23 protein-coding genes, 1 tRNA gene and 1 other RNA gene are annotated in these 26,948 nt (G+C 56.3%); 12 read left to right on the forward strand and 13 right to left on the reverse strand.

Annotated features, from left to right (window positions below):
• The first annotated feature begins 8 nt into the window (after positions 1–8).
• On the forward strand, positions 9–2,078 hold the full coding sequence (glyS, locus tag DSD31_RS01030; RefSeq protein WP_048022828.1) for a glycine--tRNA ligase subunit beta: 2,070 nt from the start codon (positions 9–11) through the stop codon (positions 2,076–2,078).
• Positions 2,079–2,176: 98 nt separating this feature from the next.
• Here the strand turns inward: glyS and DSD31_RS01035 are convergent, their stop codons facing one another.
• Both DSD31_RS01035 and DSD31_RS01040 read right to left on the reverse strand, forming a co-directional pair.
• Complete coding sequence (locus DSD31_RS01035; protein ID WP_004868809.1) at positions 2,177–2,365, reverse strand: hypothetical protein; 189 nt, start codon at positions 2,363–2,365, stop codon at positions 2,177–2,179.
• Positions 2,366–2,440: 75 nt separating this feature from the next.
• Positions 2,441–2,650 carry a YdgH/BhsA/McbA-like domain containing protein gene (locus DSD31_RS01040; RefSeq protein ID WP_004868808.1) on the reverse strand — a complete coding sequence of 70 codons (210 nt, stop codon included), beginning with the start codon at positions 2,648–2,650 and terminating at the stop codon, positions 2,441–2,443.
• A 378-nt stretch (positions 2,651–3,028) separates the two neighbouring features.
• Between DSD31_RS01040 and DSD31_RS01045 the strand changes: the two genes are divergently transcribed.
• Complete coding sequence (locus DSD31_RS01045; protein ID WP_044350514.1) at positions 3,029–4,648, forward strand: ABC-F family ATP-binding cassette domain-containing protein; 1,620 nt, start codon at positions 3,029–3,031, stop codon at positions 4,646–4,648.
• A 101-nt stretch (positions 4,649–4,749) separates the two neighbouring features.
• Here DSD31_RS01045 and cspE read toward each other — a convergent pair whose 3' ends face one another.
• The 3 genes from cspE to DSD31_RS01060 all read right to left on the reverse strand — a co-directional run bounded on the left by cspE (position 4,750) and on the right by DSD31_RS01060 (position 7,115).
• Entirely contained in the window at positions 4,750–4,962 is a 213-nt protein-coding gene (gene cspE, locus DSD31_RS01050) for a transcription antiterminator/RNA stability regulator CspE (RefSeq protein WP_004868803.1), read from the reverse strand.
• A gap of 261 nt (positions 4,963–5,223) precedes the next feature.
• Positions 5,224–5,514 carry an HTH-type transcriptional regulator gene (locus DSD31_RS01055; protein ID WP_004868797.1) on the reverse strand — a complete coding sequence of 97 codons (291 nt, stop codon included), beginning with the start codon at positions 5,512–5,514 and terminating at the stop codon, positions 5,224–5,226.
• Positions 5,515–5,756: 242 nt separating this feature from the next.
• Complete coding sequence (locus DSD31_RS01060; protein WP_004868795.1) at positions 5,757–7,115, reverse strand: MFS transporter; 1,359 nt, start codon at positions 7,113–7,115, stop codon at positions 5,757–5,759.
• A 440-nt stretch (positions 7,116–7,555) separates the two neighbouring features.
• Between DSD31_RS01060 and DSD31_RS01070 the strand changes: the two genes are divergently transcribed.
• Complete coding sequence (locus tag DSD31_RS01070; RefSeq protein WP_004868792.1) at positions 7,556–8,266, forward strand: DUF3053 domain-containing protein; 711 nt, start codon at positions 7,556–7,558, stop codon at positions 8,264–8,266.
• Between the two features lie 57 nt (positions 8,267–8,323).
• On the opposite strand, the gene ghrB is transcribed toward DSD31_RS01070, so the two are convergent.
• From ghrB to DSD31_RS01100, 6 genes are all read right to left on the reverse strand, one after another.
• Positions 8,324–9,295, reverse strand: a complete 972-nt coding sequence (gene ghrB / locus DSD31_RS01075; protein WP_004868790.1) for a glyoxylate/hydroxypyruvate reductase GhrB — start codon at positions 9,293–9,295, stop codon at positions 8,324–8,326.
• Between the two features lie 24 nt (positions 9,296–9,319).
• Positions 9,320–10,600: an MFS transporter gene (locus DSD31_RS01080; RefSeq protein ID WP_004868788.1), complete on the reverse strand. Its 1,281-nt coding sequence runs from the start codon at positions 10,598–10,600 to the stop codon at positions 9,320–9,322.
• A gap of 84 nt (positions 10,601–10,684) precedes the next feature.
• The gene (locus DSD31_RS01085) at positions 10,685–11,623 is read right to left on the reverse strand and encodes a sugar kinase (RefSeq protein WP_004868786.1); all 939 of its coding nucleotides are present in this window, start codon (positions 11,621–11,623) and stop codon (positions 10,685–10,687) included.
• Between the two features lie 3 nt (positions 11,624–11,626).
• Positions 11,627–12,376: a sugar phosphate isomerase/epimerase family protein gene (locus DSD31_RS01090; protein WP_004868783.1), complete on the reverse strand. Its 750-nt coding sequence runs from the start codon at positions 12,374–12,376 to the stop codon at positions 11,627–11,629.
• A 110-nt stretch (positions 12,377–12,486) separates the two neighbouring features.
• Positions 12,487–13,503, reverse strand: a complete 1,017-nt coding sequence (locus DSD31_RS01095; RefSeq protein WP_004868782.1) for a LacI family DNA-binding transcriptional regulator — start codon at positions 13,501–13,503, stop codon at positions 12,487–12,489.
• Between the two features lie 123 nt (positions 13,504–13,626).
• Positions 13,627–14,289: an OmpA family lipoprotein gene (locus tag DSD31_RS01100; protein WP_004868780.1), complete on the reverse strand. Its 663-nt coding sequence runs from the start codon at positions 14,287–14,289 to the stop codon at positions 13,627–13,629.
• A gap of 167 nt (positions 14,290–14,456) precedes the next feature.
• Here DSD31_RS01100 and DSD31_RS01105 point away from each other — a divergent pair, with 167 nt between their 5' ends.
• Positions 14,457–16,787: a molybdopterin guanine dinucleotide-containing S/N-oxide reductase gene (locus tag DSD31_RS01105; RefSeq protein ID WP_064356590.1), complete on the forward strand. Its 2,331-nt coding sequence runs from the start codon at positions 14,457–14,459 to the stop codon at positions 16,785–16,787.
• Here the strand turns inward: DSD31_RS01105 and DSD31_RS01110 are convergent.
• Positions 16,756–17,196: an N-acetyltransferase gene (locus DSD31_RS01110; RefSeq protein ID WP_075808162.1), complete on the reverse strand. Its 441-nt coding sequence runs from the start codon at positions 17,194–17,196 to the stop codon at positions 16,756–16,758. The two genes, DSD31_RS01105 and DSD31_RS01110, sit on opposite strands and share 32 nt — an antisense overlap.
• Complete coding sequence (tag, locus tag DSD31_RS01115) at positions 17,174–17,755, reverse strand: DNA-3-methyladenine glycosylase I (RefSeq protein ID WP_004868774.1); 582 nt, start codon at positions 17,753–17,755, stop codon at positions 17,174–17,176. Before tag ends, DSD31_RS01110 begins: the two co-directional genes overlap by 23 nt.
• Before the next feature lie 264 nt (positions 17,756–18,019).
• Between tag and DSD31_RS01120 the strand changes: the two genes are divergently transcribed.
• The 8 genes from DSD31_RS01120 to dppC all read left to right on the forward strand — a co-directional run bounded on the left by DSD31_RS01120 (position 18,020) and on the right by dppC (position 26,942).
• Positions 18,020–18,628 (forward strand): lipase, encoded by a 609-nt coding sequence (locus DSD31_RS01120; protein ID WP_015585545.1) that lies wholly within the window; start codon positions 18,020–18,022, stop codon positions 18,626–18,628.
• Positions 18,629–18,867: 239 nt separating this feature from the next.
• A complete protein-coding gene (locus tag DSD31_RS01125) occupies positions 18,868–20,070 on the forward strand; it encodes an L-lactate MFS transporter (protein WP_015585546.1) in 1,203 nt (400 codons plus the stop codon).
• Between the two features lie 363 nt (positions 20,071–20,433).
• Positions 20,434–22,125: a kdo(2)-lipid A phosphoethanolamine 7''-transferase gene (gene eptB / locus DSD31_RS01130; RefSeq protein WP_004868768.1), complete on the forward strand. Its 1,692-nt coding sequence runs from the start codon at positions 20,434–20,436 to the stop codon at positions 22,123–22,125.
• A 90-nt stretch (positions 22,126–22,215) separates the two neighbouring features.
• A tRNA-Pro gene (locus tag DSD31_RS01135) sits at positions 22,216–22,292 on the forward strand.
• 33 nt (positions 22,293–22,325) lie between these two features.
• Positions 22,326–22,457, forward strand: a non-coding RNA gene (locus DSD31_RS01140) — RtT sRNA.
• Positions 22,458–23,296: 839 nt separating this feature from the next.
• Positions 23,297–24,904, forward strand: coding sequence for a dipeptide ABC transporter periplasmic-binding protein DppA (dppA, locus tag DSD31_RS01150; protein ID WP_004868766.1), 1,608 nt, complete (start codon positions 23,297–23,299; stop codon positions 24,902–24,904).
• Between the two features lie 106 nt (positions 24,905–25,010).
• Complete coding sequence (gene dppB, locus DSD31_RS01155; RefSeq protein WP_004868763.1) at positions 25,011–26,030, forward strand: dipeptide ABC transporter permease DppB; 1,020 nt, start codon at positions 25,011–25,013, stop codon at positions 26,028–26,030.
• Between the two features lie 9 nt (positions 26,031–26,039).
• Positions 26,040–26,942 carry a dipeptide ABC transporter permease DppC gene (gene dppC, locus DSD31_RS01160; protein ID WP_015585547.1) on the forward strand — a complete coding sequence of 301 codons (903 nt, stop codon included), beginning with the start codon at positions 26,040–26,042 and terminating at the stop codon, positions 26,940–26,942.
• Positions 26,943–26,948: the final 6 nt, after the last annotated feature.

A 26,948-nucleotide genomic window follows, 5' to 3' on the forward strand; every position in this document is an offset into this window, starting at 1 on the left:
AGGCGGCCATGTCTGAAAAAACTTTCCTGGTGGAAATCGGCACCGAAGAGCTGCCACCAAAAGCCCTGCGCAGCCTGGCGGAATCTTTTGCTGCGAACTTTACCGCGGAGCTGGATAACGCTGGCCTCGCTCACGGCAACGTCGAGTGGTTCGCTGCTCCTCGCCGTCTGGCGCTGAAAGTCGCTGGCCTGGCGGCGGCTCAGCCCGATCGCGAAGTCGAAAAACGCGGCCCGGCGGTTTCTGCTGCGTTCGACGCGGAAGGCAAACCGAGCAAAGCGGCCGAAGGCTGGGCGCGTGGCTGCGGTATCACCGTTGACCAGGCCGAGCGCATGGTCACCGACAAAGGTGAATGGCTGCTGTATCGTGCGCATGTGAAGGGCGAAAGCGCGGAAGCGCTGCTGCCGAACATGGTGGCGACGTCGCTGGCAAAACTGCCGATCCCGAAACTGATGCGCTGGGGCGCGTCCGACGTGCAGTTCGTGCGTCCGGTTCACACCGTGACCCTGCTGCTGGGCGACAAAGTCGTTCCGGCAACCATTCTGGGCATTGCCTCCAATCGCGTGATTCGCGGCCATCGCTTTATGGGCGAACCGGAATTCACCATCGACAATGCCGATCAATACCCGCAAATTCTGGTTGAGCGCGGCAAAGTCATTGCTGACTACGAGCAGCGTAAAGCCAAAATTAAAGCCGATGCCGAAGAAGCGGCGCGCAAAATTGGCGGCAACGCCGATCTGAGCGAAAGCCTGCTGGAAGAAGTGGCCTCTCTGGTGGAATGGCCGGTGGTGCTGACCGCGAAATTCGAAGAGAAATTCCTCGCGGTACCGGCAGAAGCGCTGGTTTACACCATGAAAGGCGACCAGAAGTACTTCCCGGTTTATGGCAATGACGGCAAACTGCTGCCGAACTTTATTTTCGTCACCAACATCGAGTCGAAAGATCCGCTGCAGATTATCTCCGGGAACGAAAAAGTGGTTCGTCCGCGTCTGGCGGATGCCGAGTTCTTCTTCAACACCGACCGTAAAAAGCGTCTGGAAGATCATCTGCCGCGTCTGCAAACCGTGCTGTTCCAACAGCAGCTGGGTACGCTGCGCGACAAGACTGACCGCATTCAGGCCCTGGCGGGCTGGATTGCGGGCCAAATTGGCGCAGACGTGAACCACGCCACGCGTGCGGGCCTGCTCTCCAAGTGTGACCTGATGACCAACATGGTGTTCGAGTTTACCGACACCCAGGGCATCATGGGCATGCACTACGCGCGTCACGATGGTGAAGCCGAAGATGTGGCGGTGGCGCTGAACGAGCAGTATCAGCCGCGCTTTGCCGGTGATGACCTGCCGTCTAACCCTGTCGCCTGCGCCGTGGCGATCGCCGATAAAATGGATACCCTCGCGGGCATCTTCGGCATCGGCCAGCATCCGAAGGGCGATAAAGACCCGTTTGCGCTGCGTCGTGCCGCGCTCGGCGTGCTGCGTATCATCGTTGAGAAGAACCTGAACCTGGACCTGCAAACGCTGACCGAAGAAGCGGCGCGTCTGTACGGTGATAAGCTGACGAACGCCAACGTAGTCGATGACGTCATTGACTTCATGCTGGGTCGTTTCCGCGCCTGGTACCAGGATGAAGGCTACACGGTCGACACCATCCAGGCGGTACTGGCACGTCGTCCGACTCGTCCGGCTGATTTCGACGCGCGCATGAAAGCGGTGTCTCACTTCCGTACGCTGGAAGAAGCGGCCGCGCTGGCAGCAGCCAACAAGCGTGTGTCCAACATCCTTGCGAAATCCGAAGAGACGCTGAACGACGCCGTCCACGCTTCCGTGCTGAAAGAAGCCGCAGAGATCAAGCTGGCGACCCATCTGGTGGTACTGCGCGACAAACTGCAGCCGTTCTTCGCCGAAGGCCGTTATCAGGAAGCGCTGATCGAACTGGCTTCCCTGCGTGAACCGGTAGATGAGTTCTTCGAAAACGTGATGGTCAATGCGGAAGACAAAGAGGTCCGTATCAACCGTCTGACGCTGCTGTCGAAACTGCGTGACCTGTTCCTGCAGGTGGCGGATATTTCCCTGCTGCAATAATCGCCTGTTTTGCATAACAAAAAACCTGCCCTGGGGCAGGTTTTTTTATGCCGGTAAGCGACTCTCTCGCCCACCCGGACGCCTTTCGGCGGCCAGATTTACTGCAAATTCCCCGCGGTCAGACTCTCTTTATCAAAAGCGTGGCTGACGTTAATACGGTTCTGATGCACTGAGGTATCCATGTTGGACCCGGCTTCCGGCTGCGCGGGGCGATGCTCTGCGGCGATGGCACCGGATGACAATGAAGCGGCCAGAAACAGGGCAGCGATCGCGCTGAGATTTTTCATTTTATCTTCCTTTTCATCGTGCTGTCGTTGTCGCCTGTCTGGTTAACCTTCGGCGGCCCGGCAGAGCAGATTGCGTTATTTGGTCAGTTCTGCGGTCATGTGCACGCGGTTATTGAACTGGGCGCTGGTAATTTTATAAGAGGCACCTTGTTCTGCGGCCTGGGCGGCAATTTTTGCTTCAGCGCGATCCAGCGTGGAGGCGGTGGAGCTGACGCTCTGTGCGAAAGCACCGAAAGACATCAGAGAAAGAGCAGAAACTGCAACGAAAGTTTTGATGGATTTCATGGTCGTATTCCTTAAATGATTTTGTTTGATATAGAGCGTTGTTGCTCTGATGTGATAAATAATAGAACGATTATCGATCGATTAAAATTGGAACAATTTGCGCATCTCATTCAAAAAAATAGAATGAAAAGTAAGCGTGTAAAACGGGGTTATTTCGAGGCCGTTTGACGTTCCTGCTGCGGGAGAACCGCTCAGCCCGAACGCGTTTGCTGAAAAATTCATCTTGAAATGAAGGGGCGAGTATGGCTATCCTGTGCCCCGACGAACCCCTCGTCTCACAGAGAGCACACTGAAAATGGATAAACACACCTGCTGAATTCGGTCCTTGCTGGCGCACTGCGTCTGTAGGGGAAGTATGAATTTCATTCAGGAGTGCTTATGGCCCATTGTGCCCAATCCCCCTCTTTTATTTTGCATCAGGTCACCTGTCAGTTTGCGACGGGAGAAACGCTTTTTGGCCCGTTGAATGTCTCGCTGGAAAATTCCCTCTGTGGCCTGGTCGGGCGTAATGGCGTCGGGAAAACCCGCCTTCTGCGCCTGCTGGCCGGTATCGATACGCCTTCTGGCGGACATATTGAACGGCCTGTTTCTCTGGCCTGTGTTGCTCAGCAGCACACGATAACCCCGCAGACCACGCTGGCCGCACTGCTGGGCTACGGACCACACTTTGCTGCCTTGCAGCGCCTCGGGCGCGGTGAGGCCCTGGCTGACGATGTCGATTGCCTCGAAGGTTTCTGGGATCTCCCGGATCGCCTGAGTGCAGGTTTCCGCCAGGCCGGTTTAGCGGATTTCGATCCTGACCGACCCGCATCATCATTGAGCGGCGGGGAGCGGGTGAAAGCTCTGCTGTGCGGCGCCTTTCTCTCCGCGGCCGATTACCTGCTGCTGGATGAGCCAACCAATCACCTGGACAGGCAGGGGCGCGACTGGCTGTATCACCAGCTTGAATGCTGGCCTGGCGGGGCGTTGATAGCCAGTCACGATCGTGCGCTGTTGGCCCGCATGTCGCGCATACTCGAACTGACGCCCGGTGCGTTGCGAAGCTACGGCGGTAACTATGCCGATTATCAACTGCAGCGCGATGCGGAGCAGCAGGCGGCGCGCGCGGCGCTAGACCATGCCGCCACCGAGCGTCGTCGCACGCGCGCGCGGATGCAAAAAGAACACGATGCCAGCCAGAGGCGTTCTGCTCAGACGCTGCGCGTGGTGGATACGCTGAATATCGCCTCTTTTGAACGGGTAAAATATAAAGGGGCGGCGAAGGAGCGGCCTGGCACACTGCATCGCCAGCACCGGGAGCAAAATAGCGCGCTGAATGCCGCGGTTGTCCAGGCCCGTGAGCGGGTGGAGGAGGACGCCGCGGTGATGTTCACTCTGCCGGGAAGCCAGGTTGCCGCTGGCAAACAGGTGTTGGTCCTGGAAGCTTTGCAGCTGGCATTCTCTGCCATGCCACCACTCGACTGGCGTCTTGACGGGCCGCTGCGCGTGGCGTTACGTGGCCCCAATGGCTGCGGGAAAACCACGCTGCTGAAAACGTTGGTCGGTCTGGAATCACCGCTATCCGGCGAGTGCCGGGTGTCGGTGCAGGCGGCCTGGCTGGATCAGCATCTCACGCAGCTGGACCTGTCGCTGTCGGTAATGGCGCACCTTAATCTTGATGACACACCGCTGGAGGCGGGTGTATTACGCAGCCGCCTTGCCCGGCTGCAGCTGGGCGCGGATAAAATTAATCTGCCGCTGTCGGCTTTAAGCGGCGGCGAACGGCTCAAAGCCGCGCTGGCCTGCGTGCTGTGGCGGCGTGAAGCGGCGCAGCTTCTGCTGCTGGATGAGCCGACAAACCATCTTGATTTGGCTTCCGTTCGGGCTATTGAGTCGGCTTTAGCCACCTTTCCTGGCGCGATGATTGTCGTCTCTCATGATGAGGATTTTCTGCGCGGCCTGCGGCTGACCCACTCTCTGGCGTGGCAGGAGGATGGCTGGCATTTCTCAGCGCTTTAAAGACAAAAAACCGCCCTCTGATGAGCGGCGGTTTTTTATTAGCAGATAAAAAAAATCCCCGCCGCGAGGCAGGGATCTTAAATTCTGAGCTTAATTTAAGCTTACAGGCTGGTTACGTTACCAGCTGCCGGGCCTTTAGCGCCGCTTTCGATGGTGAAGGAAACTTTCTGACCTTCATCCAGAGATTTGTAGCCATCGTTCATGATAGCGGAGAAGTGTACGAATACATCTTTAGAACCGTCATCAGGAGTGATGAAGCCGAAGCCTTTGTCAGCGTTGAACCATTTTACGATACCAGTCATTTTACCGGACATAGCGAAATACCTTTAAATAATAAATGAACCTTTCGGCGATACGGTCTGGACTACAGATTTGAAGCTATAAAGGGAAAGTTCACTACCGGGGTATCTATGATAACCGCTCAAGGACTACTCTATACTAATGCTCTGTGGTCTGTACATCAAACCTGCGAGCATTAACTCATTTTTGCGGTGCGATAGCAAACCTTTTTTCACAGAAATAAAAACGGTCCCGATATAAGGACCGTAACCAGACCTGATTCTTATTATAGAACTTTAGTCAATAAGCTGCCTTGAAAGCTGCGGGTTTGCCTGAATCAGGCGCATTAATTTGAGTTCCGTGGGTGAGGGCTTCACCCGTCTTGACTCCCACTCTTGTACCATCGCCACGCTGACGCCCATGGCATTGGCAAAATCATCAATTTTCAGGCCAGTGCCTTTGCGAAGCTGTTCAAACTCGCTACATGCGGTCTGCTTACGAGGCTGGGCGATCGTTTGCGAAATATCTTTAAAAACAATTTGTTCCAGGCTGCTAAGCAGTTCAAACACGGGATCTTTATATTCCATTGAGAACTCCTTCTGTCACACAGCAAAAGAGATATTTAGTGAAGCCTATTAAGAATAGTCAGAAAAAACGCAAAAAATAGTCACGGGGGTGATTATGTGCAGACAGCCTATCGTCTGAACGGGTATTCGGGGATGAAAACGGCAGATAAGGTGATGATTAATCATCAGACGTGTCGCAAGAGAAAATTTTTGTAAACAGAGACGAAATCTGCAAGGCCAGCGGTTGCCCGCTGGCCTGAGGGTCAGGCTTTTTGCATATTGTCGGCTTTCGCCTGCGCAGATATCGGCTGGCTCTTGCTGGTCTTATATTTCACCAGCAGCGCGATGGCGGATAAAAACGCCGGAATCGACAGCAAGGTAAAGATGGTCACGAAGGAGAGCTGCGCCTGCATCAGGAAGGCGCCGCTGAAGGCACCAAGGATCCCGCCAAACCGGCCGATGCCCAGCATCCAGGCGACGCCGGTCGCCCGGCCCTGGGTGGGATAAAATCCGGCGGCCAGGGCCGGCATTGATGATTGCGCGCCGTTCATAATGCTGCCGGCAATAAAGACCATCACGCCCATTAGCACCAGACTGTTGGTTGAGAAGCCGACCAGAAAGACGAAAACGCCGGTCAGCAGCCAGCCTACGGCGACCACTTTATTGGGGTTAATCTTGTCCATCAGGGCGCCGAGGATCAGCACCCCGATGCCGCCGCCCAGCGGGAACAGCGCGGTGATAATCGAAGCCTGGCTCATTGACGCGCCGGTTTCGCGAATCAGCAGCGGAAGCCAGCTGGTCAATAAATAGAAAATCAGCAGCCCCAAAAAGTAGGTCATGCACAGCATCAGGGTACCGACGAGATAACGGGGGGAGAAAATAACCGCAAGGGCCGATTTGTCTTTCACCTGGCCGGCTTCGCGCAGCTCGAATTCAACCTGGTCAGGCAGCGGGGCAATACGGCGCAGAATGGCGGCAATGCGCTGCGATGGCTGGCGCTTGACCACCAGATAGCGCGCCGATTCCGGCAGTAAGAACACCAGCGCGACGGCAAGCAGCAGAGGCATCACGCCGCCCAGTATCAGCACGCTTTGCCAGCCGTAATGCGGAATCATCCAGGCCGAGAGGAATCCACCCAGCGAAGATCCCATCGGGAACCCGACGAACATCAGATTGACCAGCAACGCGCGACGGCGTTCCGGCGCATACTCGCTCATCAGCGTTGCCGCGTTTGGCATGGCGGCACCCAGCCCGAGGCCGGTCAGAAAGCGCAACAGCGTCAGTTGATTCAGGCTGGTGGCGAAGGCAGTTAACAGACTAAAGCTACCGAAAACCACAATCGACATAAGCAGCACTTTTTTTCGGCCAATGCGGTCGGCCAAGGGGCCTGCGGTCAGCGCGCCCACCGCCAGACCGACGAGCGCAGCGCTCATCACCGGGCCTAACGCGGATTTTTCCACGCCCCATTCCTGCACGAGGTCAGAGGCAATAAAACCGATGATGGCGGTATCAAACCCGTCCATCGCGACGGTGATAAAACACAGGGCCAGAATCATCCACTGGTACTTCGTAAACGGATGTTCGTTGATAAAAGCCTGAATATCGATGGTTGTTTTATGCATACAGCATTCCTGGCAGCCAGAGCGGGGGACGGAGCCGGGCGATTATCGCCTCCCTCGCTGTCGTTAATGTGATGTGTGCGATAATCGAACGTATCGCCGTTAATCGCTCATTTATCAAATCACTGAACCTGGCTTCAGGCAACGCAGTCGGCCCAGGAAGCGTGCGATTATCGTTCGCTTTCACGGGTTAGGTCCGCAATAATGATTTTATTTATAATGAAATCAATTTGTTGCTGGTCATTTTTCTCGGGCGAGTTATGGCGTTAATTGTGATGGGCTTAACAGACGCCCGCGTTCACCCGTCAAACGCCGCGAACGGTACTTTTCCTGCGTAAGATTGTCAGGAAAGAGTATCCTGCAAGGCCGACCTGGACTATCCTTGTCAGCGTCTGGCACGTGTGTGTCTGTGTGCGCTTTTTTTGGCTGAAAGGAGTAAAAAAATGGCGACAGGAAAGTCCTGCTCTCGCTGGTTTGCGGCTATTGCGGCCTTATTAATGGTGGTTAGCCTGAGTGGGTGTTTTGATAAAGAAGGCGATCAGCGCAAAGCGTTTATCGACTTCCTGCAAAATACGGCAATGCGTAGCGGCGAACGTCTGCCGACGCTGACAGCCGATCAGAAAAAACAGTTCGGTCCTTTTGTTTCCGATTACGCGGTGATTTACGGCTACTCACAGCAGGTAAGTCAGGCGATGGATGCGGGTCTGCGTCCGGTCGTAGACAGCGTGAATGCGATTCGCGTTCCGCAGGATTATGTGACTCAGCGTGAACCGCTGCGCCAGGCAAACGGCGCGCTGGGCGTGCTGAGCCAGCAGCTGGAAAATGCGAAAATGCAGGCCGATGGCGCACATAGCGCGCTGAAGCAGAGTGACGATCTGAAACCGGTCTTTGACCAGGTTTACAACAAAGTCGTGACCGCACCGGCAAACGCGCTGCAGCCGCTGATTCCTGCCGCGCAGGTCTTTACTCAGCAGCTGGTGCAGGTGGGTGATTTTATCGCTCAGCAAAATACTCAGGTGAGCTTCGTGGCAAACGGGATTCAGTTCCCGACCTCGCAGCAGGCCAGCCAGTATAACGCTCTGATTGGCCCGCTGGCTGCCCAGCATCAGGCTTTCAACCAGGCGTGGACGGCGGCAGTTAACGCAACGCGTTAACCGGTTCGTCAACCCGGGTCAGGTATTGACCTCGACCCGGGTGACTTCAGCTTACCTTCACTTCACCTGCGGATTGACGCAGTTCTTCTCGACCTGACCATTCAGCGCATCAATCAAATTATCGACCGCACACGCCGCCATATTGTAGCGGGTCTCATGAGTGGCCGAACCGATATGCGGCAGCGCGACGACGTTAGGTAGCGTGAGCAGCGGCGACTCTTTCGCCAGTGGCTCCTGCTCGAAAACGTCCAGACCGGCCGCGTGGATTTGGCCCTTTTGCAAGGCCGAGATCAGCGCCTTTTCGTCGACAACCGGGCCGCGGCCCGCATTAATAAAGATGGCGGAGGGCTTCATTTTCGCGAATTTTTCCGCGTTGAACAGGTGATGAGTCTCGGCGGTCAGCGGCAGGATCAGACAGACAAAGTCGGCTTCCTGCAGCAGCGTATCCAGATCGCAGTAACGCGCGTTAAAGCGCTCTTCCGCCTGCGGGTGACGGCTGCGGGCGTTATACAGAATCGGCATGCCAAAACCGGCGTGCGCGCGCTGCGCCAGGGCCATCCCGATACGGCCCATGCCCACGATCCCCAGCGTTTTATGGTGCACATCGCTGCCGAACCAGTCCGGGCCGATGCTTTTCGTCCACTCCCCGGCTTTCACCCGGTTGGCGACCTCCACCACCCGACGGGATGTGCTGAGCACCAGCGCCATCACCGTATCGGCTACGGTTTCAGTCAGCACGGTCGGCGTATGCATCAGCAGCACTTTGCGTGCATTCAGCGCCTCTACATCGAAGTTGTCATAGCCGACGGAAATCGTGGAGGTCGCACGAAGCCTGGGCATTTTCTCCAGTAACGCGGCATCAACTTTTTCGCTCGACCCCAGCAGACCTTCCGCCTGGGCAAAGGCTTCCGCGTGCTGCTGGACGGTGTCAGGGCTCAGGTTTTTCACCTGAGTGACGGTAAAGTGTTTTTCCAGACGTTGCTGCAGGTCGTCGGGAAGCGTTTTATAGAGAATAACGGACGGCTTCATGCGGATCTCCGTAAGTTGTAAAAGTCAGGCGTGACGAGCGCCGATGGGGAGCTTTTGATTGTTAGCAGGCTTAACAATTAAAGTAAGCCATACCGAGGCGAAAAGCGCCACTCCCATGAAAATGTATGAGGCTGACGGGCTGCCGGTGGTGCCGTTCAGGTAGCCCACGAACCACGAACCAAAGAATGACCCTAATGCCCCCATGCTGTTGATGAGCGCCATTGCGCCGCCGGCGACGTTACGCGGCAGCATTTCCGGAATAATGGCGAAGAACGGGCCGTAAGGGGCATACATTGCCGCACCGGCAATCACCAGCAGGGTATAAGAGGCCCAGAAATGGTTAGCGCCGACGGCCCAGGAGCCAATAAAAGCCAGTCCGCCAATCAGCAGCAGCGGCCAGACGAACAGTTTACGGTTCTGCATTTTATCGGAAGCCCAGGAGACGACGATCATCGCAATAGTCGCGGCCAGATAAGGCACCGAAGAGAGCCAGCCGACTTCCACCATCCCCATATTGACGCCGCCGCTGCGGATAATGGACGGCAGCCACAGAACAAAACCGTACACGCCGATGCTCCAGGCAAAATATTGCATGCACAGCAGAATGACGTTGCGTGAGCGGAAGGCTTCGCCGTAGTTACGCACGGCTTTAATACCCTGCTGCTCGCTCTCCAGCTGCGCCTGCAGCGCGGCTTTTTCGTTTTCCGACAGCCAGTTCACCTGCGACGGTTTATCTTTGACCAGCACCCACCAGCAGAAAGCCCAGAGGACGGCCGGCACGCCTTCAATAATAAACATTTCACGCCAGCCGAAGGACTGAATCAGGTAGCCGGAGACCACCGACATCCACAGTACCGTGACCGGGTTACCGAGGATTAAGAAGGTGTTGGCGCGTGAACGTTCTGATTTGGTAAACCAGTTACTGATGTAAATCAGCATTGCTGGCATAACGGCCGCTTCAACGACGCCGAGAATAAAACGGATCGCCGCCAGCGCGGGGATATTGTGCACCATCCCGGTCAGCGAGGCGCAGGCGCCCCACAGGATCAGGCAGATGAAAATCAACTTACGTACACTACGGCGTTCAGCATAAATCGCCCCCGGGATCTGGAAGAAGAAATAGCCGAGGAAGAAAAGGGCGCCAAGGAGCGACGAGATGCCTTTGGTAATGCCTAAATCTTCCGTAATGCCCGCTGCCGAAGCAAAGCTAAAGTTTGCGCGGTCGAGATACGCCAGGCTATACGTGATAAACACGATAGGCATGATGTACCACCAGCGTTTCGTTGCATTGGTAGAGCTGTTCATAGGCTTGCCTCTAAAGTTGAGGTTCATGACGCCGCCGCCGTATGTAGGGTACAGAGGAGGCCGTTATTATGACGCGGGTCCGGGCTATTCGCCCAGCGCCTCGCGTGTGGGTAATCCTTCGCTGTCGCCCTGGACCTGAATGGCCAGCGAACCAATTTTATTGCCGCGCCGTATCGCTTGCTGCAGCGTTCTGCCCTCGAGCAGAGCGCTAATCACGCCGACGGCAAAACCATCGCCGGCGCCCACGGTATCCACGACGTTATCGACTTTGATGGCTGCGACTGCGCCCTGTTCGCCCGCGGCGGTTTTGTACCAGGCGCCGTCGCAGCCGGTTTTAATGATCACGGCCTGAACGCCGCGCGTGAGATAGAAATCGGCAATCCCCTCCGGGGTCCGTTGGCCGGTGAGGATCATGCCCTCTTTGATACCCGGCAGAACCCAGTCGGCCTGAAACGCCAGCTGATTAAGTTTTTCCACCATCTCGGCTTCGCTTTTCCACAGCACCGGGCGCAGATTCGGATCGAACGAGATGGTCTTCCCCTGGGCCTTCATCGTGGTGGCCGCCTGCTCCAGCAGGGCGTATGAACTCTCCGACAGCGCAGCGGCCACGCCGCTAAGGTGCAGGTGGCGAGCGCTGGCGAAGTATTCGGCGCGAAAGTCTTCGGGCGACAGATGGCTGGCGGCAGAACCTTTGCGGAAGTATTCCACAATGGGATCGGTTCCATTTTCAACTTTAGATTTCATCTGGAAGCCGGTTGCATAGCGGCTGTCTTCGCTGACGCCGCGCGCATCAATCCCTTCTTTGGCCAGCGAATGAAGCACAAAACGGCCGAAGCTGTCTTTACCCACGCGGCTAACCCAGCCGACTTTCAGCCCCAGACGAGCCAGGCCGGTGGCGACATTCAGCTCTGCGCCGGCTACGCGTTTCATAAAGTGTTCTACTGCGGCCAGATCGCCGGTTTCCGTCGCGACAAACATCGCCATCGCTTCTCCGATGGTGATGACATCTAATGCGTTTTCCATGGCTTACTCCTCGCGTAACAAATTCACATAGCGACGGGTTACGGCCGTCAGATCGTGACCCACCAGCGGAAATTCGATACCGCGCGGGGCATCGGCGGGCAGGTTGTCGAGCAGCGCCAGCCAGCGTGCCGGAGCTTCATCGGGCGGGACGGCGCGAAAGTGCGCATGATGCGGCTCTGCGGCTTTGACATGGATATAGCTGACGGCGGGAGCCAGATGCCGTGCGGCCTCTTCCGGCGAATCGCCGACCCACAGCCAGTTACCCATATCGAAAGTTAAGGTAACCGGCAGCTGATTCACCCGACAGGAGGCTTTAAAGCGCTGCATCGGCGCCAGCTGGCCGCAGTCGGTCTGGTCGTTTTCCACCACCAGCGCCATGCCGCTCTCCTGCAGGATGCGGCGCAGCGATTCGAGTTCGTTGTTATGGATAAAATGGCCGAGCGACAGTTTTAACCACAGGGCGTTGAGGGTCTGCGCTTCGCGCAACAGCGCCGGCAGGCGCGGGTTAAGGGCGCCATCCGCTTCAAACAGGGCTTCCGGCGCAGAGTAGCAGGCCAGCAGGTTGTGGCGCTCGATGGTGGCGGCCAGCGCCGGCAGCTGGTTGAGCTCGTCAGCGCTGAATAACTCACGGCGGATTTCCACGCCGTCGGCGCCGGAGCCGGCGATAAACGGCAGTACGGCGGACTGCCCGCCAAGTTCTTTAATGCAATCATGACCATAGGCGGCGGTCACGACAATAATTTTTCTGGCCATCTGACAAACTCCCGGTAGCGCTGTAGCAAATCACTCTATTACGCTAGATGGTACCGGTTCCAAAGGAAAGGAGAGGATGTCTGATTTATGATCACCATCACGAAGGAGAGTTATCGGGAGGTCGATCCGCGCACGATCAGTTCACCGGAGAAGACCCGCTCGCAGATGGGGTCGTTAGTGCCTTCAATTCGGCGCACCACCTGCTCAACCGCGGCATAGCCAATCTGCCACGTGGGCTGTTTGAGCGTAGTAATCCCCACGCCCGCCAGCTCCGCCCACTCCAGTTCGTCGAAGCCGAGCAGGCCGATGTCGCTGCCCCAAACCAGGTCGATTCGCTTGAGCGCGCGCGCAACCTGTAGCGTCAGGGCGCCGTTGGCGGAAATCAGCGCCTTGCGCATGCCGCGGTGGCGGGAGTGAAACTGGCGCAGCACCGTATCGAGCATAGCGCCGTCGTTAAGCGGAACTTCCGCGTTTTCCGCGACGATGCCGGCGTAGCGCTGGAGGGTGGCGCGAAACGCGCTCAGACGTTCGCGACGGGTGTTCACCGAACCGAGCGGCTCGCTGAGGAACAGCAGGGCTTCAAACCCTTTCTCCACCAGATGTTCTGTGGCGGTCGTCGCGGCCTGGGTGTTGTCCAGACCGACGACATCGCAGGCGAAGTCCGGAATCTTGCGGTCAATGAGCACCATCGGCAGCGCCGACTGCTGCAGGCGATTCAGCCCCTCTTCGCGCATCCCGACGGCGTTGACCACGATCCCCTCAACCTGGTAGCTGCGCAGCAGGTCGAGATAGTGCAGCTCCTGGTCGAGCTCGTTATTGGTATTACACACCAGCAGAGTAAAGCCCTTTTCGCGACAGGCCGCTTCGATGCCGCTGAGGACATTGACCGAGTAGGGGTTGGTGATATCGGCGATGATCAGACCAATCAGCCGGGTACGGCCATGTTTCAGGCCACGGGCCATCAGGCTGGGGCGGTAGTTAAGTTCGGCAATCGCTTTTTCAATGCGCGCCAGCAGGTCGTCGGAAAGCAGGTGCTTTTCGCCATTGAGGTAGCGTGAAATGCTGGTTTTTCCGGTCTTTGCGGCTTTCGCCACATCGCTAATGGTTGCTCGCGCCGCTTTCGCCATGATGGCTTCCTTTGCTGAAATCTGGAGAACACCTTAGCGCGAAAATCTGCTATATCAAGCATTTTGCCCGGCAAGCGGCGCTTACCGGGCGAAGGATGCGGTGGTCGGGGTCGACCGCCGGACTTACTGGAGCGGGCTCAGGGTGATCTCTACGCGACGGTTTTGCGCTTTCCCTTCCGCCGTGGTGTTGCTGGCGATGGGGTTCGCCGGGCCCATGCCGCTGGTGCGAATACGGTTTGCCGCCACGCCCTGGGTGATGAGGGCGCTGGCAACGCTGTCGGCGCGCTGCTGCGACAGGCGCATATTCAGATCCTGACCGCCGGTGCTGTCGGTGTAACCCACGACGTTAACCGCGGTTTTCTCATACTCTTTCAGCACCATGGCCACGCCGGTCAGGGTGTTCGCCCCGGCCGGTTTCAGGTTGGCGCTGCTGCTGTCAAAGGTGACGTTATTTGGCATGTTCAGCACGATGTTATCGCCATTTCGCGTCACGCTGACGCCCGTTCCCTGCATTTTCTCGCGCAGTTTTGCTTCCTGCACATCCATGTAATAACCGATGCCGCCGCCCAGCGCCGCCCCGGCCGCTGCGCCAATCAGCGCGCCTTTGCCGCGATCTTTTTTCGACGAGGAGAGTGCGCCGACGCCCGCGCCGACCAGCGAGCCGATCCCGGCGCCGATGCCGGATTTCCCCGCTTCGCGTTCGCCGGTATACGGATTGGTGGTACAGCCAGAAATCGCCAGGGTGCCGCTAACCACAGCCGCAATCATGAGTACGCGTTTTTTCATGTTATTTCCTTAATCCTTTTTATTCTTTGTCACAGCGCGCGTGACGGTTGATTATGACGCCCAATTACGTAGAAAATTCCCCGGACCGGCTCTCTTTTTGTAAATAACATTGAACGGTCGTGTCACTGACCGTCACAACACCTGCATTCGCTGACCAGGAGCTCGCTTTGCCAACCTCATCTGCAACCAAAACCATCTTAACCGCGGCTCACTGGGGGCCTATGCTGGTTGAAACGGATGGTGAAAATGTCCTCTCTTCCCGAGGTGCGCTGGAGACCTCTTTCGCCAACTCCTTGCAAACCGCGGTGCGCGAGCAGGTACACAGCAAAACCCGCGTCCGCTATCCGATGGTACGTAAAGGTTTCCTTGCTTCGCCGGATAGTCCGCAGGGCGTGCGTGGCCAGGACGAGTTTGTGCGGGTGAGCTGGCAGGAGGCATTGGATCTTATCCACGCACAGCATCGGCGGATTCGGGAAAGCTACGGCCCGGCATCGATTTTTGCCGGCTCCTACGGCTGGCGTTCTAACGGCGTACTCCACAAGGCGGCGACGTTGCTGCAGCGCTACATGAGCCTGGCTGGCGGATATACCGGACATCTGGGGGATTATTCCACCGGCGCGGCACAGGCGATCATGCCCTATGTGGTTGGCGGCAATGAGGTTTATCAGCAGCAGACCAGCTGGCCGATGGTACTGGAACATAGCGATGTGGTGGTACTCTGGAGCGCCAACCCGCTGAATACGCTAAAAATTGCCTGGAACGCTTCCGATGAGCAGGGGATCCCATGGTTCGATCGGTTGCGCAAAAGCGGGAAGCGGGTGATCTGCATCGATCCGATGCGATCGGAAACGGCGGAATTCTTTGGCGAGGCGGGCGAATGGATCGCTCCGCATATGGGTACGGATGTCGCGATGATGCTCGGCATTGCCCATACGCTGGTGGAAAACGGCTGGCAGGATGAGGCGTTTCTCGCCCGCTGTACCAGCGGCTATGACGTTTTTGCCCGCTATCTGACCGGTGAAAGCGATGGCACGCCGAAAACCGCAGAGTGGGCGGCGGAGATTTGCGGCGTCAGCGCGGATAAGCTCCGCGAGCTGGCAGCGCTATTCCATGACAATACCACCATGCTGATGTCTGGTTGGGGGATGCAGCGCCAGCAGTTTGGCGAGCAGAAGCACTGGATGCTGGTGACGCTTGCCGCGATGCTGGGGCAGATTGGTACCCCCGGCGGCGGTTTTGGCCTTTCCTACCACTTCGCCAACGGCGGCAACCCGACCCGCCGGGCGGCGGTGCTGGCTTCGATGCAAGGCTGCGTGGCGGGCGGTACCGAGGCGGTCGAAAAAATACCGGTGGCGCGTATTGTGGAAGCGCTGGAAAACCCCGGCGCGCCGTATCAACACAACGGAATGGACCGGCATTTTCCGGATATTCGCTTCGTCTGGTGGTGCGGCGGCGCGAACTTTACCCACCATCAGGATACTAACCGCTTGATTCGGGCCTGGCAGAAGCCGGAGCTTATCGTCATTTCGGAGTGCTTCTGGACCGCCGCCGCCCGCCATGCCGATATTGTCCTGCCGGCGACAACCTCGTTTGAACGTCACGATATGACCATGACCGGCGATTACAGTAACCAGCACCTGGTGCCGATGAAGCGCGTGGTCGCGCCGCGCGATGAAGCCCGGGATGATTTTGACGTTTTTGCCGATCTCAGCGAGCGCTGGGAAGAGGGAGGGCGCGCGCGTTTTACCGAAGGGAAAACCGATCTACAGTGGCTGGAGACCTTCTATCAGATTGCCGCGCAACGCGGGGCGAGCCAGCAGGTGACGCTACCGCCATTTGACCAGTTCTGGCAGGCTAACCAGCTGATAGAAATGCCGGAAAATCCGGAAAATGCCCGTTTTGCCCGTTTCGCGGCATTTCGTGCCGATCCACAGGCCAGTCCGCTGAAAACCGCGAGCGGCAAAATTGAAATTCACTCTCCAACGATTGCCGGCTTTGCCTACCCGGACTGTCCACCGCATCCAATGTGGCTGGAACCGGACGAGTGGCACGGCAATGCTCAGCCCGGCCAGCTGCAGGTGCTGTCCGCTCATCCGGCGCATCGTCTGCACAGCCAGCTGAACCATACGTCGCTGCGAGAAAAGTACGCAGTTGCCGGTCGTGAGCCATTAACCCTTCATCCGCTGGACGCACAGGCGCGCAATATTGCTGACGGCGATGTCGTGCGGGTGTGGAATGCCCGCGGCCAGGTGCTGGCCGGTGCCGTGGTGACGGAAGGTATTCGTCCAGGGGTTATCTGTTTACACGAAGGGGCCTGGCCTGATATCGACCCGCAGGCCGGTATCTGCAAAAACGGCGCGGTGAATGTTCTGACCAAAGATATTCCGACTTCGCGGCTGGGCAACGGCTGCGCCGGGAATACGGCGCTGGCGTGGCTGGAAAAATATGACGGCCCTGCGCTGACGCTTACGGCGTTTGATCCGCCGGCCAATGCATAATCCAGGTCGGCTGTAGCGTATCGTCCTGCCATGCGCAGTCTTCTATCCGGAAGCCTTGCGCATGGTAGAAATTCACCGCCTGAACGTTTTTCTGGTAAACCTCGAGACTGAGCCAGCGGTAATGCTGTTTGACCTCGTCCAGCAGCGCGCTGCCGATGCCGCGGCGAATTGCGTCCGGCGCGACAAACAGCGCACCGATAAAGCGAGACTCCATCACGCTGACAAAACCTTTTATCGTCGCGTTCTCTTCCCACACCCAGGTGCGGGCGGCAGGCAGGTAGACATCGCGTACAACGGCGACACTCTCGTGCCAGTACGTTTCGTTGATAAAGGGATGGGCATGAATCGTGCTTTCCAGCCACAGCGTGAGCAGCGGCCGGGTCTCTTTAGCGTCCCACTTGCGGATCATCATCGCCTCCCGGGTGACAGAAGCAGCTCGTCAGGTGATCGTTGACCAGCCCGCAGGCCTGCATAAAGGAGTAGCAGATGGTGGAACCAACAAACTTAAAACCGCGCTTTTTCAGCGCCTTTGAGAGGGCGTCGGAGGCCGGTGTGGTGGTGGGTATCTCCGCCAGGGTGGCGGCATGGGAGATCTGTGGCTGATTCTCGACGAAAGACCAGACAAAGTCGCTAAACGATTCGCCGCTCTCTTCCATGGTCAGGAAGGCGCGGGCGTTGCCAATAATGGCCTGAATTTTCCCGCGATGGCGAATAATTCCCGCGTCCTGGAGCAGGCGCTCGATATCTGCCTCATTCATGGCGGCGACGCGAACCGGATCGAACTGATGAAAGGCCTGGCGATAATTTTCACGCTTTTTCAACACCGTAATCCACGACAGACCGGCCTGCTGGCCCTCAAGGCAGATCATTTCGAACAGTTTGCGGGCATCTCTTTGCGCAACGCCCCACTCGTTATCATGGTACTGGATGTAAAGCGGGTCCTGGCTTACCCAACCGCAACGCTGCATGTCTCTCTCCCTTTAGCAATAAAACTTACGCGTTCGCCTTGACGGCTGAAAGATAAAGATAATAGTTAATACAGGGATACCACTCTCAAATATACCCGCCATTATTCAGGTTGCATGTGCATTGGCTGCATTCGTTCGCCCAATCACATAATTCAGGGTATTCAGGGAAGCCCGTCCCATAAAAACACAGCAATAATGCCGGTTTGGCTCTTTTCTGGAGTCGCATTAATGATAATAAAGAAATGCAATGGCCTTCGGGGGATTATGCTCCCGGCGTGCGCAGTTGTCTGGGTCTCGTTTATCAGTGGCGCGAATGCCTGGCAACAGGAATATATCGCTATCGATACCAAAAGTAATACCCCTGAACGCTATACGTGGGATAGCGATCACCAACCCCGCTATGAAGATATTCTGGCGGAGCGGATGAATGCGTCCGGCGATCTTCCCGGTATTGCGCTGAATCAGGCGGTGGCGCCGCCGGATAGCGGCCGCGGGATGAGCGTGGGATGGAATTTTACTCTGGCCAACGGCGTCACTTCCGGCCCGGTGGCGAGTTTGCGTAGCGAGGTGATATCGACCGCACCCGCGCGCCGCGCGCCAGACAACCCCTACGTGAATACGCTTGGCTGGCGTATGGATTATCAGGCGCTATGGGGCGTCCATCCGTGGGCGCAGGTGAGCTACAACCAGCCGCTCTCTTCGGATCTGATTGGCCCTAATCGCGGTCAGGATGGCGCCTGGCGCGATGTCACCTTCGGGGCGGATATGGCCCTCAATTCACACCTTGCGGCCTGGGCGGCATTATCGCAGGCGGAGAATACGACAACGGGCGCCAACTATCTCTATGTGATGGGGGTGAGCGCTAACTTTTAGCCTTTATTTAGCATGCGTGAAACGTTCTTGTTACCTAAAAAACACAGTAATGGCGCATTGTTGTAAGATAGTGGTCACTAACTTATTTCTGCTGCGGTCATGCGCCTGCCTTTTTCAATGTCATTCATTCCGGCTCACATGCATTTCATTCCTTGCTGATGGCATTTCATGCCTTTTTTACCCTGGCGTTCAGGTGACTTCGCTATTGTGGCGGCAGTTAATTATTCAGGATATCTGCTATGAACGCTGCAAACAGTCAATATACCCGCTGGCTTACGCTGGCCGGCACGATCGTCACACAATTCGCGCTGGGATCGGTTTATACATGGAGTTTGTTCAACAGTTCCCTTTCCGCAAAACTGGACGAACCGGTAAGCCAGGTGGCTTTCTCCTTCGGTCTGTTAAGCCTCGGTCTGGCGCTATCCTCTTCTGTCGCCGGTAAACTGCAGGAACGCTTTGGCGTCAGACGCGTCACGATGGCATCCGGTGTTCTGCTGGGGCTCGGCTTTTTCCTGACCGCTCACGCCAACAGCCTGATGATGCTCTGGCTCAGCGCAGGCCTGTTGGTGGGCCTGGCGGACGGCGCGGGCTATCTACTGACGCTCTCCAACTGCGTGAAGTGGTTCCCGGAGCGTAAAGGGCTGATTTCCGCCTTTTCCATCGGTTCCTATGGCCTCGGTAGCCTCGGGTTCAAATTTATCGATAGCCACCTGCTGGCCACCGTCGGGCTGGAGAAAACCTTTATTATCTGGGGCGCCATTGTCCTGGTGATGATTGTCTTCGGCGCCACCTTAATGAAAGATGCGCCGAATCATACCGCCGCCTCGCATAATGGCGTGGTGGAGAATGACTTCACGCTGGCCGAGTCGATGCGTAAACCGCAGTACTGGATGCTCGCCGTGATGTTCCTGACGGCCTGCATGAGCGGTCTGTATGTTATTGGCGTCGCGAAAGATATCGCGCAAGGGATGGTGCATCTGGATGTCGCGACGGCGGCGAATGCGGTCACCGTTATCTCTATCGCCAACCTGAGCGGACGTCTGGTTCTGGGGATTCTGTCGGATAAAATTTCCCGTATCCGCGTCATTACTATCGGTCAGGTGGTTTCCCTGGTCGGCATGGCTGCGCTGCTGTTCGCGCCGCTGAACGCCACAACCTTCTTTGCCGCGATTGCCTGCGTCGCCTTTAACTTCGGTGGAACGATTACCGTGTTCCCGTCGCTGGTCAGTGAATTTTTCGGTCTGAATAATCTGGCAAAAAACTACGGCGTCATCTATCTGGGCTTTGGTATCGGCAGCATCTGCGGATCGCTGATTGCCTCGCTGTTCGGTGGGTTCTACGTGACCTTCTGCGTTATCTTTGCCCTGCTGATTCTCTCCCTGGCGCTCTCGACGACGATTCGCCAGCCGAAAGGTGAAGTTTACAGCGAAGCCCACGCCTGATACGCCCTCTTTGCGGCGTCATACCGATATTCCTGAGCTATTTGTGCCTGTCCAACCAAATGTTTTGTAAATGTTTGGTTGGATCACACTCCCACCTGGTACTTTTTCCTTTCTCTGTGGTCTACTTAGCGCGCTTTGTAGAGGTTTCTTATACTCTCCGTCCTTCAAACTGCCTTATTGTTGACTGCGCTCGTTCGCCTCAGTCACTTACTTGAGTAAGCTCCAGAGGATTCACGAGCCTGTCGCCTCAAGGCATCTCGAATGGGTTTGAGTAGTTAATCAACCTGAACGCACCCTATTAACCTGCCCGCTTATATCGCGTAAGTCAGGTGGTTTTATCTCTTCTTTTTCCAGGTTTCATGCATGAATTATATTAGAACGATGACACAGCAGAAAGTCAGCCTTTGGCTGGCGCTGTACATCGGCTGGTTTATGAACGTTGCTGTGCTTTTCCGTCGCCTTGATGGTTATGCGCAGGAATTTACCCTCTGGAAAGGGCTTTCCGGGATTGTGGAACTGGTTGCCACCGTGCTGGTGACGTTTTTCCTGCTACGTGTTCTGTCGCTGCTGGGGCGGCGCGTCTGGCGAATACTCGCCACGCTGGTGGTGATTTTCTCCGCTGCCGCCAGCTATTACATGACCTTCCTGAACGTGGTGATTGGCTACGGCATCATTGCGTCGGTGATGACCACGGATATCGACCTCTCTCAGGAGGTGGTGGGTTGGTATTTGATTCTGTGGCTGGCGCTGGTCAGCGCTCCGCCGCTGCTGCTTATCTGGAGTAACCGCTGCCAGCATACTCTGCTGCGGCAAATTCGGACGCCGGGCCAGCGGGTAAAAAATATCGCCATCGTTGCTCTCGCCGGGTTAATGGTCTGGGGACCGATTCGCCTGCTCGAACTGCGGCAGAAGGATGTTGAGCGTAGCTCTGAAGTCGATATGCCGAGCTACGGCGGGGTGATTGCCAACTCGTATCTGCCATCGAACTGGCTTTCCGCGCTGGGGCTGTACGCCTGGGCGCAGGTGGATGAGTCCTCAGATAACAAGTCGTTGATAAACCCTGCCAAAAAATTCACCTATGTCGAGCCGCAGGGCCTGGATGATACCTACGTGGTGTTCATTATCGGTGAAACCACCCGCTGGGACCATATGGGGATCCTGGGTTATAACCGCAATACCACGCCGAAGCTGGCTCAGGAGAAAAACCTGGTGGCCTTCCGCGGCTACTCCTGCGATACCGCGACCAAACTCTCTCTGCGCTGCATGTTTGTGCGTGAGGGTGGGGCGGAAGACAACCCGCAGCGAACGCTGAAAGAGCAAAACGTCTTTGCTGTCTTGCACCAGCTCGGCTTTACCGGCGACCTGTATGCGATGCAGAGCGAGATGTGGTTCTACAGCAATACCATGGCGAACAGCATTGCCTATCGTGAGCAGATTGGCGCTGAACCGCGTAACCGCGGCAAAAGCGTGGACGACATGCTGCTGGTGGATGAGGTTAAGCGCTCTTTGATGAAGAATGACCATGGTAAACACCTGATTATTCTCCATACCAAAGGTTCGCACTTTAACTATACCCAGCGTTACCCGCGCAGCTTTGCGCAGTGGCAGCCGGAGTGTGTGGGCGTGGACAGTAAATGCTCGAAAGCGGAGCTGATCAACTCTTACGATAATAGCGTGACCTATGTCGATCACTTTATCGTGAGCGTGCTGGACCAGCTGCGTGATAAGAAGGCGATTGTGTTCTATGCCGCCGATCACGGGGAGTCAATCAACGAGCATGAACACCTGCACGGTACGCCACGTAAGATGGCGCCGCCGGAACAGTTCCGTGTGCCGATGATGGTGTGGATGTCGGATAAATATCTGGCCGCGCCGGATCATGCTGCTTCGTTTGCCCGCCTCAAAGAGCAGGCGGCGATGAAAGTCCCGCGTCGTCATGTTGAGCTGTATGACACCATCATGGGTTGTCTGGGCTACACCTCGCCGGACGGTGGAATTAATGAGCATAACAACTGGTGCCGCGTTGCCGATGCGGGGAAAACCGTGGCGAAATAGCGGGAGTGGCGAGTTTCTCGCCGCTTGAGCTATTTTTTCCAAATAAGGCATTGACGGGTGTGAGTCTCAGCAGTAAGATGCGCCCGCATTCGGTGATTGGCGCAGCCTGGTAGCGCACTTCGTTCGGGACGAAGGGGTCGGAGGTTCGAATCCTCTATCACCGACCAAATTTAAAAGCCTGCTCAACGAGCAGGCTTTTTTGCATCTGAAGCTGGTGAGGATGAGAACCTCCGGGGGCAGAGGTTCGACCCGAGCGTAGCGAGGGAACGTTGCTTAAGCAACGGCCCGCAGGGCGAGCCACGTAGTGGTGAGTCATCCTCTATCACCGACCAAATTTAAAAGCCTGCTCAATGAGCAGGCTTTTTTGCATCTGAAGCCGGTGAGGATGAGAACCTCCGGGGGCAGAGGTTCGACGATGCCTGCGGCCCTGACCGGTCATGTGTACCTCAGCAATTTTTAGCTGGCTTAACGCCCCTCAGGCCTATTTGCCGGTCTCCCTCTGCCGGCAGGAAAAACAGACCTCTGCCCAAACCACCGTAAAAATGAGATCCCTTCCATCAATGGCGTTGAGCAGCGCGCCGGGCGCCACGATGTCGGAGTGTGATAGTTAACCAAAGTCACAAAAAAAGCACGAATCCTTGTTTCATGTTGTCTGTTAACTATTTTGTGACATCTTCCATTGTATTTTTTTATATATCTAAGGTTCTTTTTTCGCGAAGCTTATGGATAACTGCAGCATTTTCCGCTGTGCGTTTTAACGTTCGCGCTATTAATCGCTCACATATTGGCCACATCGTAATAAATTTTCACCATTTACCAGAATTGCTTATCACTAGCTGTTAAGAAGTATTAAGACATTTATGCTGCCTGCTCGCCGCTAGCATAAATTTCTCTGCTGAAAATAGCGTCTTGAAGTTTTTTTAATCTTTGCCTGCTGATTCTCACCCCGGATGTAAAACCCGGTTGGCTGTATTGACGTTTACGCATTCTGTTGACAGATTGTAGGGCATGAGGGGCATTTCATGGAGAATCCGCACTGCAACTCAGGCGTTTTTGTGAAAGGAATCCCCATCTCTCATCCAGGCCTTCGGGCACCACCGACCAGACCGGGTAAAAAATAAATAAAGGCCTGGCGGATATATGCAAACAACATCACATTTGGAGCAGAATAATGAGTATTTCCTTGAAAAAGTCAGGGATGCTGAAGCTTGGTCTGAGCCTGGTCGCCCTGACCGTTGCAGCAAGCGTTCAGGCTAAGACCCTGGTTTATTGTTCTGAAGGTTCGCCGGAAGGCTTTAACCCACAGCTATTCACTTCTGGTACAACCTATGACGCCAGCTCGGTGCCCATCTATAACCGCCTGGTTGAATTCAAAACCGGTACTACGGAAGTTATTCCGGGGCTGGCGGAAAAATGGGAAGTGAGCGAGGACGGCAAAACCTATACATTCCACCTGCGTCAGGGCGTGAAGTGGCAGGATAATAAAGACTTTAAACCCACTCGCGACCTGAATGCCGACGACGTTGTATTCTCGTTCGATCGCCAGAAAAACGCGCAAAACCCGTACCATAAAGTGTCCGGCGGCAGCTATGAATACTTCGAAGGGATGGGCCTCCCTGACCTGATTAGCGAAGTGAAGAAAGTCGACGATAAAACCGTCCAGTTTGTGCTGACCCGCCCGGAAGCGCCGTTCCTCGCTGACCTGGCTATGGACTTCGCCTCTATTCTGTCCAAAGAGTATGCCGACAATATGCTGAAAGCCGGCTCGCCGGAAAAAGTGGACCTGAACCCAATCGGTACCGGGCCGTTCCAGCTGCTGCAATACCAGAAAGACTCTCGTATTCTCTATAAAGCCTTCCCGGGCTACTGGGGCACCAAGCCGAAGATCGATCGCCTGGTCTTCTCCATTACCCCTGATGCTTCCGTGCGCTATGCCAAACTGCAGAAGAATGAGTGCCAGGTGATGCCGTACCCGAACCCGGCCGACATCGCGCGCATGAAAGAAGATAAGAACATTAACCTGCTGGAACAGCCGGGCCTGAACGTCGGCTATCTCTCCTTCAACACCGAGAAGAAACCGCTGGATAACGTGAAAGTCCGCCAGGCGCTGACCTATGCGGTAAATAAAGAAGCGATTATCAAAGCCGTTTACCAGGGCGCTGGCCAGTCCGCGAAAAACCTGATTCCACCGACCATGTGGGGCTATAACGACGACGTTAAAGACTACACTTACGATCCGGAAAAAGCGAAAGCGCTGCTGAAAGAAGCCGGCATGGAAAAAGGCTTCTCCATCGATCTGTGGGCAATGCCGGTACAGCGTCCGTACAACCCGAACGCGCGCCGTATGGCTGAGATGATCCAGGCTGACTGGGCCAAAATTGGCGTCCAGGCCAAGATCGTCACCTACGAATGGGGCGAGTATCTGAAGCGTGCGAAAGCAGGCGAGCACCAGACCGTGATGATGGGCTGGACCGGCGACAACGGGGATCCGGATAACTTCTTCGCTACCCTGTTCAGCTGCGCAGCAGCAAAAGACGGCTCGAACTACTCTCGCTGGTGCTACAAGCCGTTTGAAGATCTGATTCAGCCGGCACGTGCCACCGATGACCACAACAAACGTATCGAGCTTTATAAGCAGGCTCAGGTTGTGATGCATGACCAGGCTCCGGCGCTGATCGTCGCTCACTCCACCGTTTATGAGCCGGTGCGTAAAGAAGTCAAAGGCTACGTGGTTGACCCGTTAGGCAAGCACCACTTCGAAAACGTCTCTGTCGAATAATAAACAGTATGTTTCCCCTCTCCCTTAACGGGGAGGGGGGATTTCATTTGTGAGCAATACAGACGTCCTGTCACCAGGCGGGGCGTCACTATAGAGAATCCGGGTTATGTTGCAGTTCATCCTCCGACGTTTGGGACTTGTCATCCCGACATTTATCGGTATTACCCTTCTCACCTTTGCCTTTGTGCATATGATTCCCGGTGACCCGGTGATGATTATGGCGGGCGAACGTGGTATTTCCCCTGAACGTCACGCTCAGCTGCTGGCTGAAATGGGCCTTGATAAGCCGATGTGGCAGCAGTATGCCCACTATATCTGGGGTGTCTTGCATGGGGATTTAGGCATCTCGCTGAAAAGCCGTATTCCCGTGTGGCAGGAGTTCGTGCCGCGCTTTAAAGCCACGATGGAGCTGGGCGTGTGCGCGATGATTTTCGCCGTTATCGTCGGTATTCCGGTGGGCGTACTGGCGGCGGTCAAACGCGGCTCTATCTTCGATCACACCTCCGTCGGCCTCGCGCTGACCGGTTATTCCATGCCGATCTTCTGGTGGGGAATGATGCTGATCATGCTGGTTTCAGTCCAGCTCAACCTGACGCCAGTCTCCGGACGTATCAGCGATACCGTGTTCCTTGACGATACCCTGCCGCTGACCGGTTTTATGCTCATCGATACCGCTATCTGGGGCGAGCCGGGCGATTTTATTGATGCCTTAATGCACATGATTCTGCCAGCCGTGGTGCTGGGCACCATTCCGCTGGCCGTTATCGTGCGTATGACCCGCTCCTCGATGCTGGAAGTGCTGGGCGAAGATTATATTCGCACCGCGCGCGCCAAGGGGCTGACCCGGATGCGCGTCATCGTGGTCCACGCGCTGCGTAACGCTATGCTGCCGGTGGTCACGGTGATTGGGCTACAGGTAGGGACGCTGCTGGCGGGCGCCATTCTGACCGAAACCATCTTCTCCTGGCCTGGTCTAGGGCGCTGGCTGATCGATGCGCTGCAACGCCGTGATTACCCGGTGGTTCAGGGTGGGGTACTGCTGGTCGCGACGATGATTATCCTCGTCAACCTGCTGGTCGATCTGCTGTACGGCGTGGTGAACCCGCGTATTCGGCATAAGAAGTAAGGGGCCATCATGTCACAAATTACTGAAAATAAAGTTGTCGCCGCACCGGTGCCAATGACCCCTTTGCAGGAGTTCTGGCACTATTTCAAACGCAACAAAGGGGCGGTTGTCGGCCTGGTCTACGTCGCGATTATGATTATTATCGCCGTGTTCGCTAACTTCCTCGCCCCTTATAACCCGGCGGATCAGTTCCGCGACGTGCTGCTGGCGCCGCCGGCCTGGCAGGAGGGGGGAAGCTTTGCGCATCTTCTGGGGACCGATGACGTGGGCCGCGATATTCTGTCGCGACTGATGTACGGCGCGCGCTTGTCGCTGCTGGTTGGCTGTCTGGTCGTGGTGCTGTCGCTGATTCTCGGCGTGGTGCTGGGCCTGATTGCCGGCTACTTCGGCGGGGTGATCGACTCCATCATCATGCGTGTTGTCGATATCATGCTGGCATTGCCGAGCCTGCTGCTGGCGCTGGTGCTGGTGGCTATCTTCGGCCCCTCGATCGTGAACGCTTCGCTGGCGCTCACCTTTGTCGCCCTGCCGCACTACGTGCGATTGACTCGTGCGGCGGTGCTGGTGGAAGTGAACCGCGACTACGTCACCGCTTCACGGGTGGCAGGCGCGGGGGCAATCCGTCAGATGTTCATCAACATTCTTCCTAACTGCCTTGCTCCGCTGATTGTTCAGGCGTCGCTGGGCTTCTCTAACGCCATTCTCGATATGGCCGCTCTTGGCTTCCTTGGCATGGGTGCGCAGCCGCCGACACCGGAGTGGGGCACGATGCTCTCCGACGTGTTGCAGTTCGCGCAGAGTGCCTGGTGGGTCGTCACCTTCCCGGGTGTCGCGATTCTGCTGACGGTGCTGGCATTTAACCTGATGGGTGACGGTCTGCGTGACGCGCTCGATCCCAAACTGAAGCAGTAAGAGGTT

The organism is Klebsiella sp. X13 (assembly GCF_003323835.1).
GTDB classification, from domain to species: Bacteria; Pseudomonadota; Gammaproteobacteria; order Enterobacterales; family Enterobacteriaceae; genus Klebsiella; species Klebsiella ornithinolytica.

Bases quoted from the DNA above. Each gene is read 5' to 3' on its own strand.
- glyS (WP_048022828.1), top strand. From the start codon at position 9: ATGTCTGAAAAAACTTTCCTGGTGGAAATCGGCACCGAAGAGCTGCCA.
- DSD31_RS01035 (WP_004868809.1), bottom strand. From the start codon at position 2,365: ATGAAAAATCTCAGCGCGATCGCTGCCCTGTTTCTGGCCGCTTCATTG.
- DSD31_RS01040 (WP_004868808.1), bottom strand. From the start codon at position 2,650: ATGAAATCCATCAAAACTTTCGTTGCAGTTTCTGCTCTTTCTCTGATG.
- DSD31_RS01045 (WP_044350514.1), top strand. From the start codon at position 3,029: ATGGCCCATTGTGCCCAATCCCCCTCTTTTATTTTGCATCAGGTCACC.
- cspE (WP_004868803.1), bottom strand. From the start codon at position 4,962: ATGTCCGGTAAAATGACTGGTATCGTAAAATGGTTCAACGCTGACAAA.
- DSD31_RS01055 (WP_004868797.1), bottom strand. From the start codon at position 5,514: ATGGAATATAAAGATCCCGTGTTTGAACTGCTTAGCAGCCTGGAACAA.
- DSD31_RS01060 (WP_004868795.1), bottom strand. From the start codon at position 7,115: ATGCATAAAACAACCATCGATATTCAGGCTTTTATCAACGAACATCCG.
- DSD31_RS01070 (WP_004868792.1), top strand. From the start codon at position 7,556: ATGGCGACAGGAAAGTCCTGCTCTCGCTGGTTTGCGGCTATTGCGGCC.
- ghrB (WP_004868790.1), bottom strand. From the start codon at position 9,295: ATGAAGCCGTCCGTTATTCTCTATAAAACGCTTCCCGACGACCTGCAG.
- DSD31_RS01080 (WP_004868788.1), bottom strand. From the start codon at position 10,600: ATGAACAGCTCTACCAATGCAACGAAACGCTGGTGGTACATCATGCCT.
- DSD31_RS01085 (WP_004868786.1), bottom strand. From the start codon at position 11,623: ATGGAAAACGCATTAGATGTCATCACCATCGGAGAAGCGATGGCGATG.
- DSD31_RS01090 (WP_004868783.1), bottom strand. From the start codon at position 12,376: ATGGCCAGAAAAATTATTGTCGTGACCGCCGCCTATGGTCATGATTGC.
- DSD31_RS01095 (WP_004868782.1), bottom strand. From the start codon at position 13,503: ATGGCGAAAGCGGCGCGAGCAACCATTAGCGATGTGGCGAAAGCCGCA.
- DSD31_RS01100 (WP_004868780.1), bottom strand. From the start codon at position 14,289: ATGAAAAAACGCGTACTCATGATTGCGGCTGTGGTTAGCGGCACCCTG.
- DSD31_RS01110 (WP_075808162.1), bottom strand. From the start codon at position 17,196: ATGATCCGCAAGTGGGACGCTAAAGAGACCCGGCCGCTGCTCACGCTG.
- tag (WP_004868774.1), bottom strand. From the start codon at position 17,755: ATGCAGCGTTGCGGTTGGGTAAGCCAGGACCCGCTTTACATCCAGTAC.
- DSD31_RS01120 (WP_015585545.1), top strand. From the start codon at position 18,020: ATGCTCCCGGCGTGCGCAGTTGTCTGGGTCTCGTTTATCAGTGGCGCG.
- DSD31_RS01125 (WP_015585546.1), top strand. From the start codon at position 18,868: ATGAACGCTGCAAACAGTCAATATACCCGCTGGCTTACGCTGGCCGGC.
- eptB (WP_004868768.1), top strand. From the start codon at position 20,434: ATGAATTATATTAGAACGATGACACAGCAGAAAGTCAGCCTTTGGCTG.
- dppA (WP_004868766.1), top strand. From the start codon at position 23,297: ATGAGTATTTCCTTGAAAAAGTCAGGGATGCTGAAGCTTGGTCTGAGC.
- dppB (WP_004868763.1), top strand. From the start codon at position 25,011: ATGTTGCAGTTCATCCTCCGACGTTTGGGACTTGTCATCCCGACATTT.
- dppC (WP_015585547.1), top strand. From the start codon at position 26,040: ATGTCACAAATTACTGAAAATAAAGTTGTCGCCGCACCGGTGCCAATG.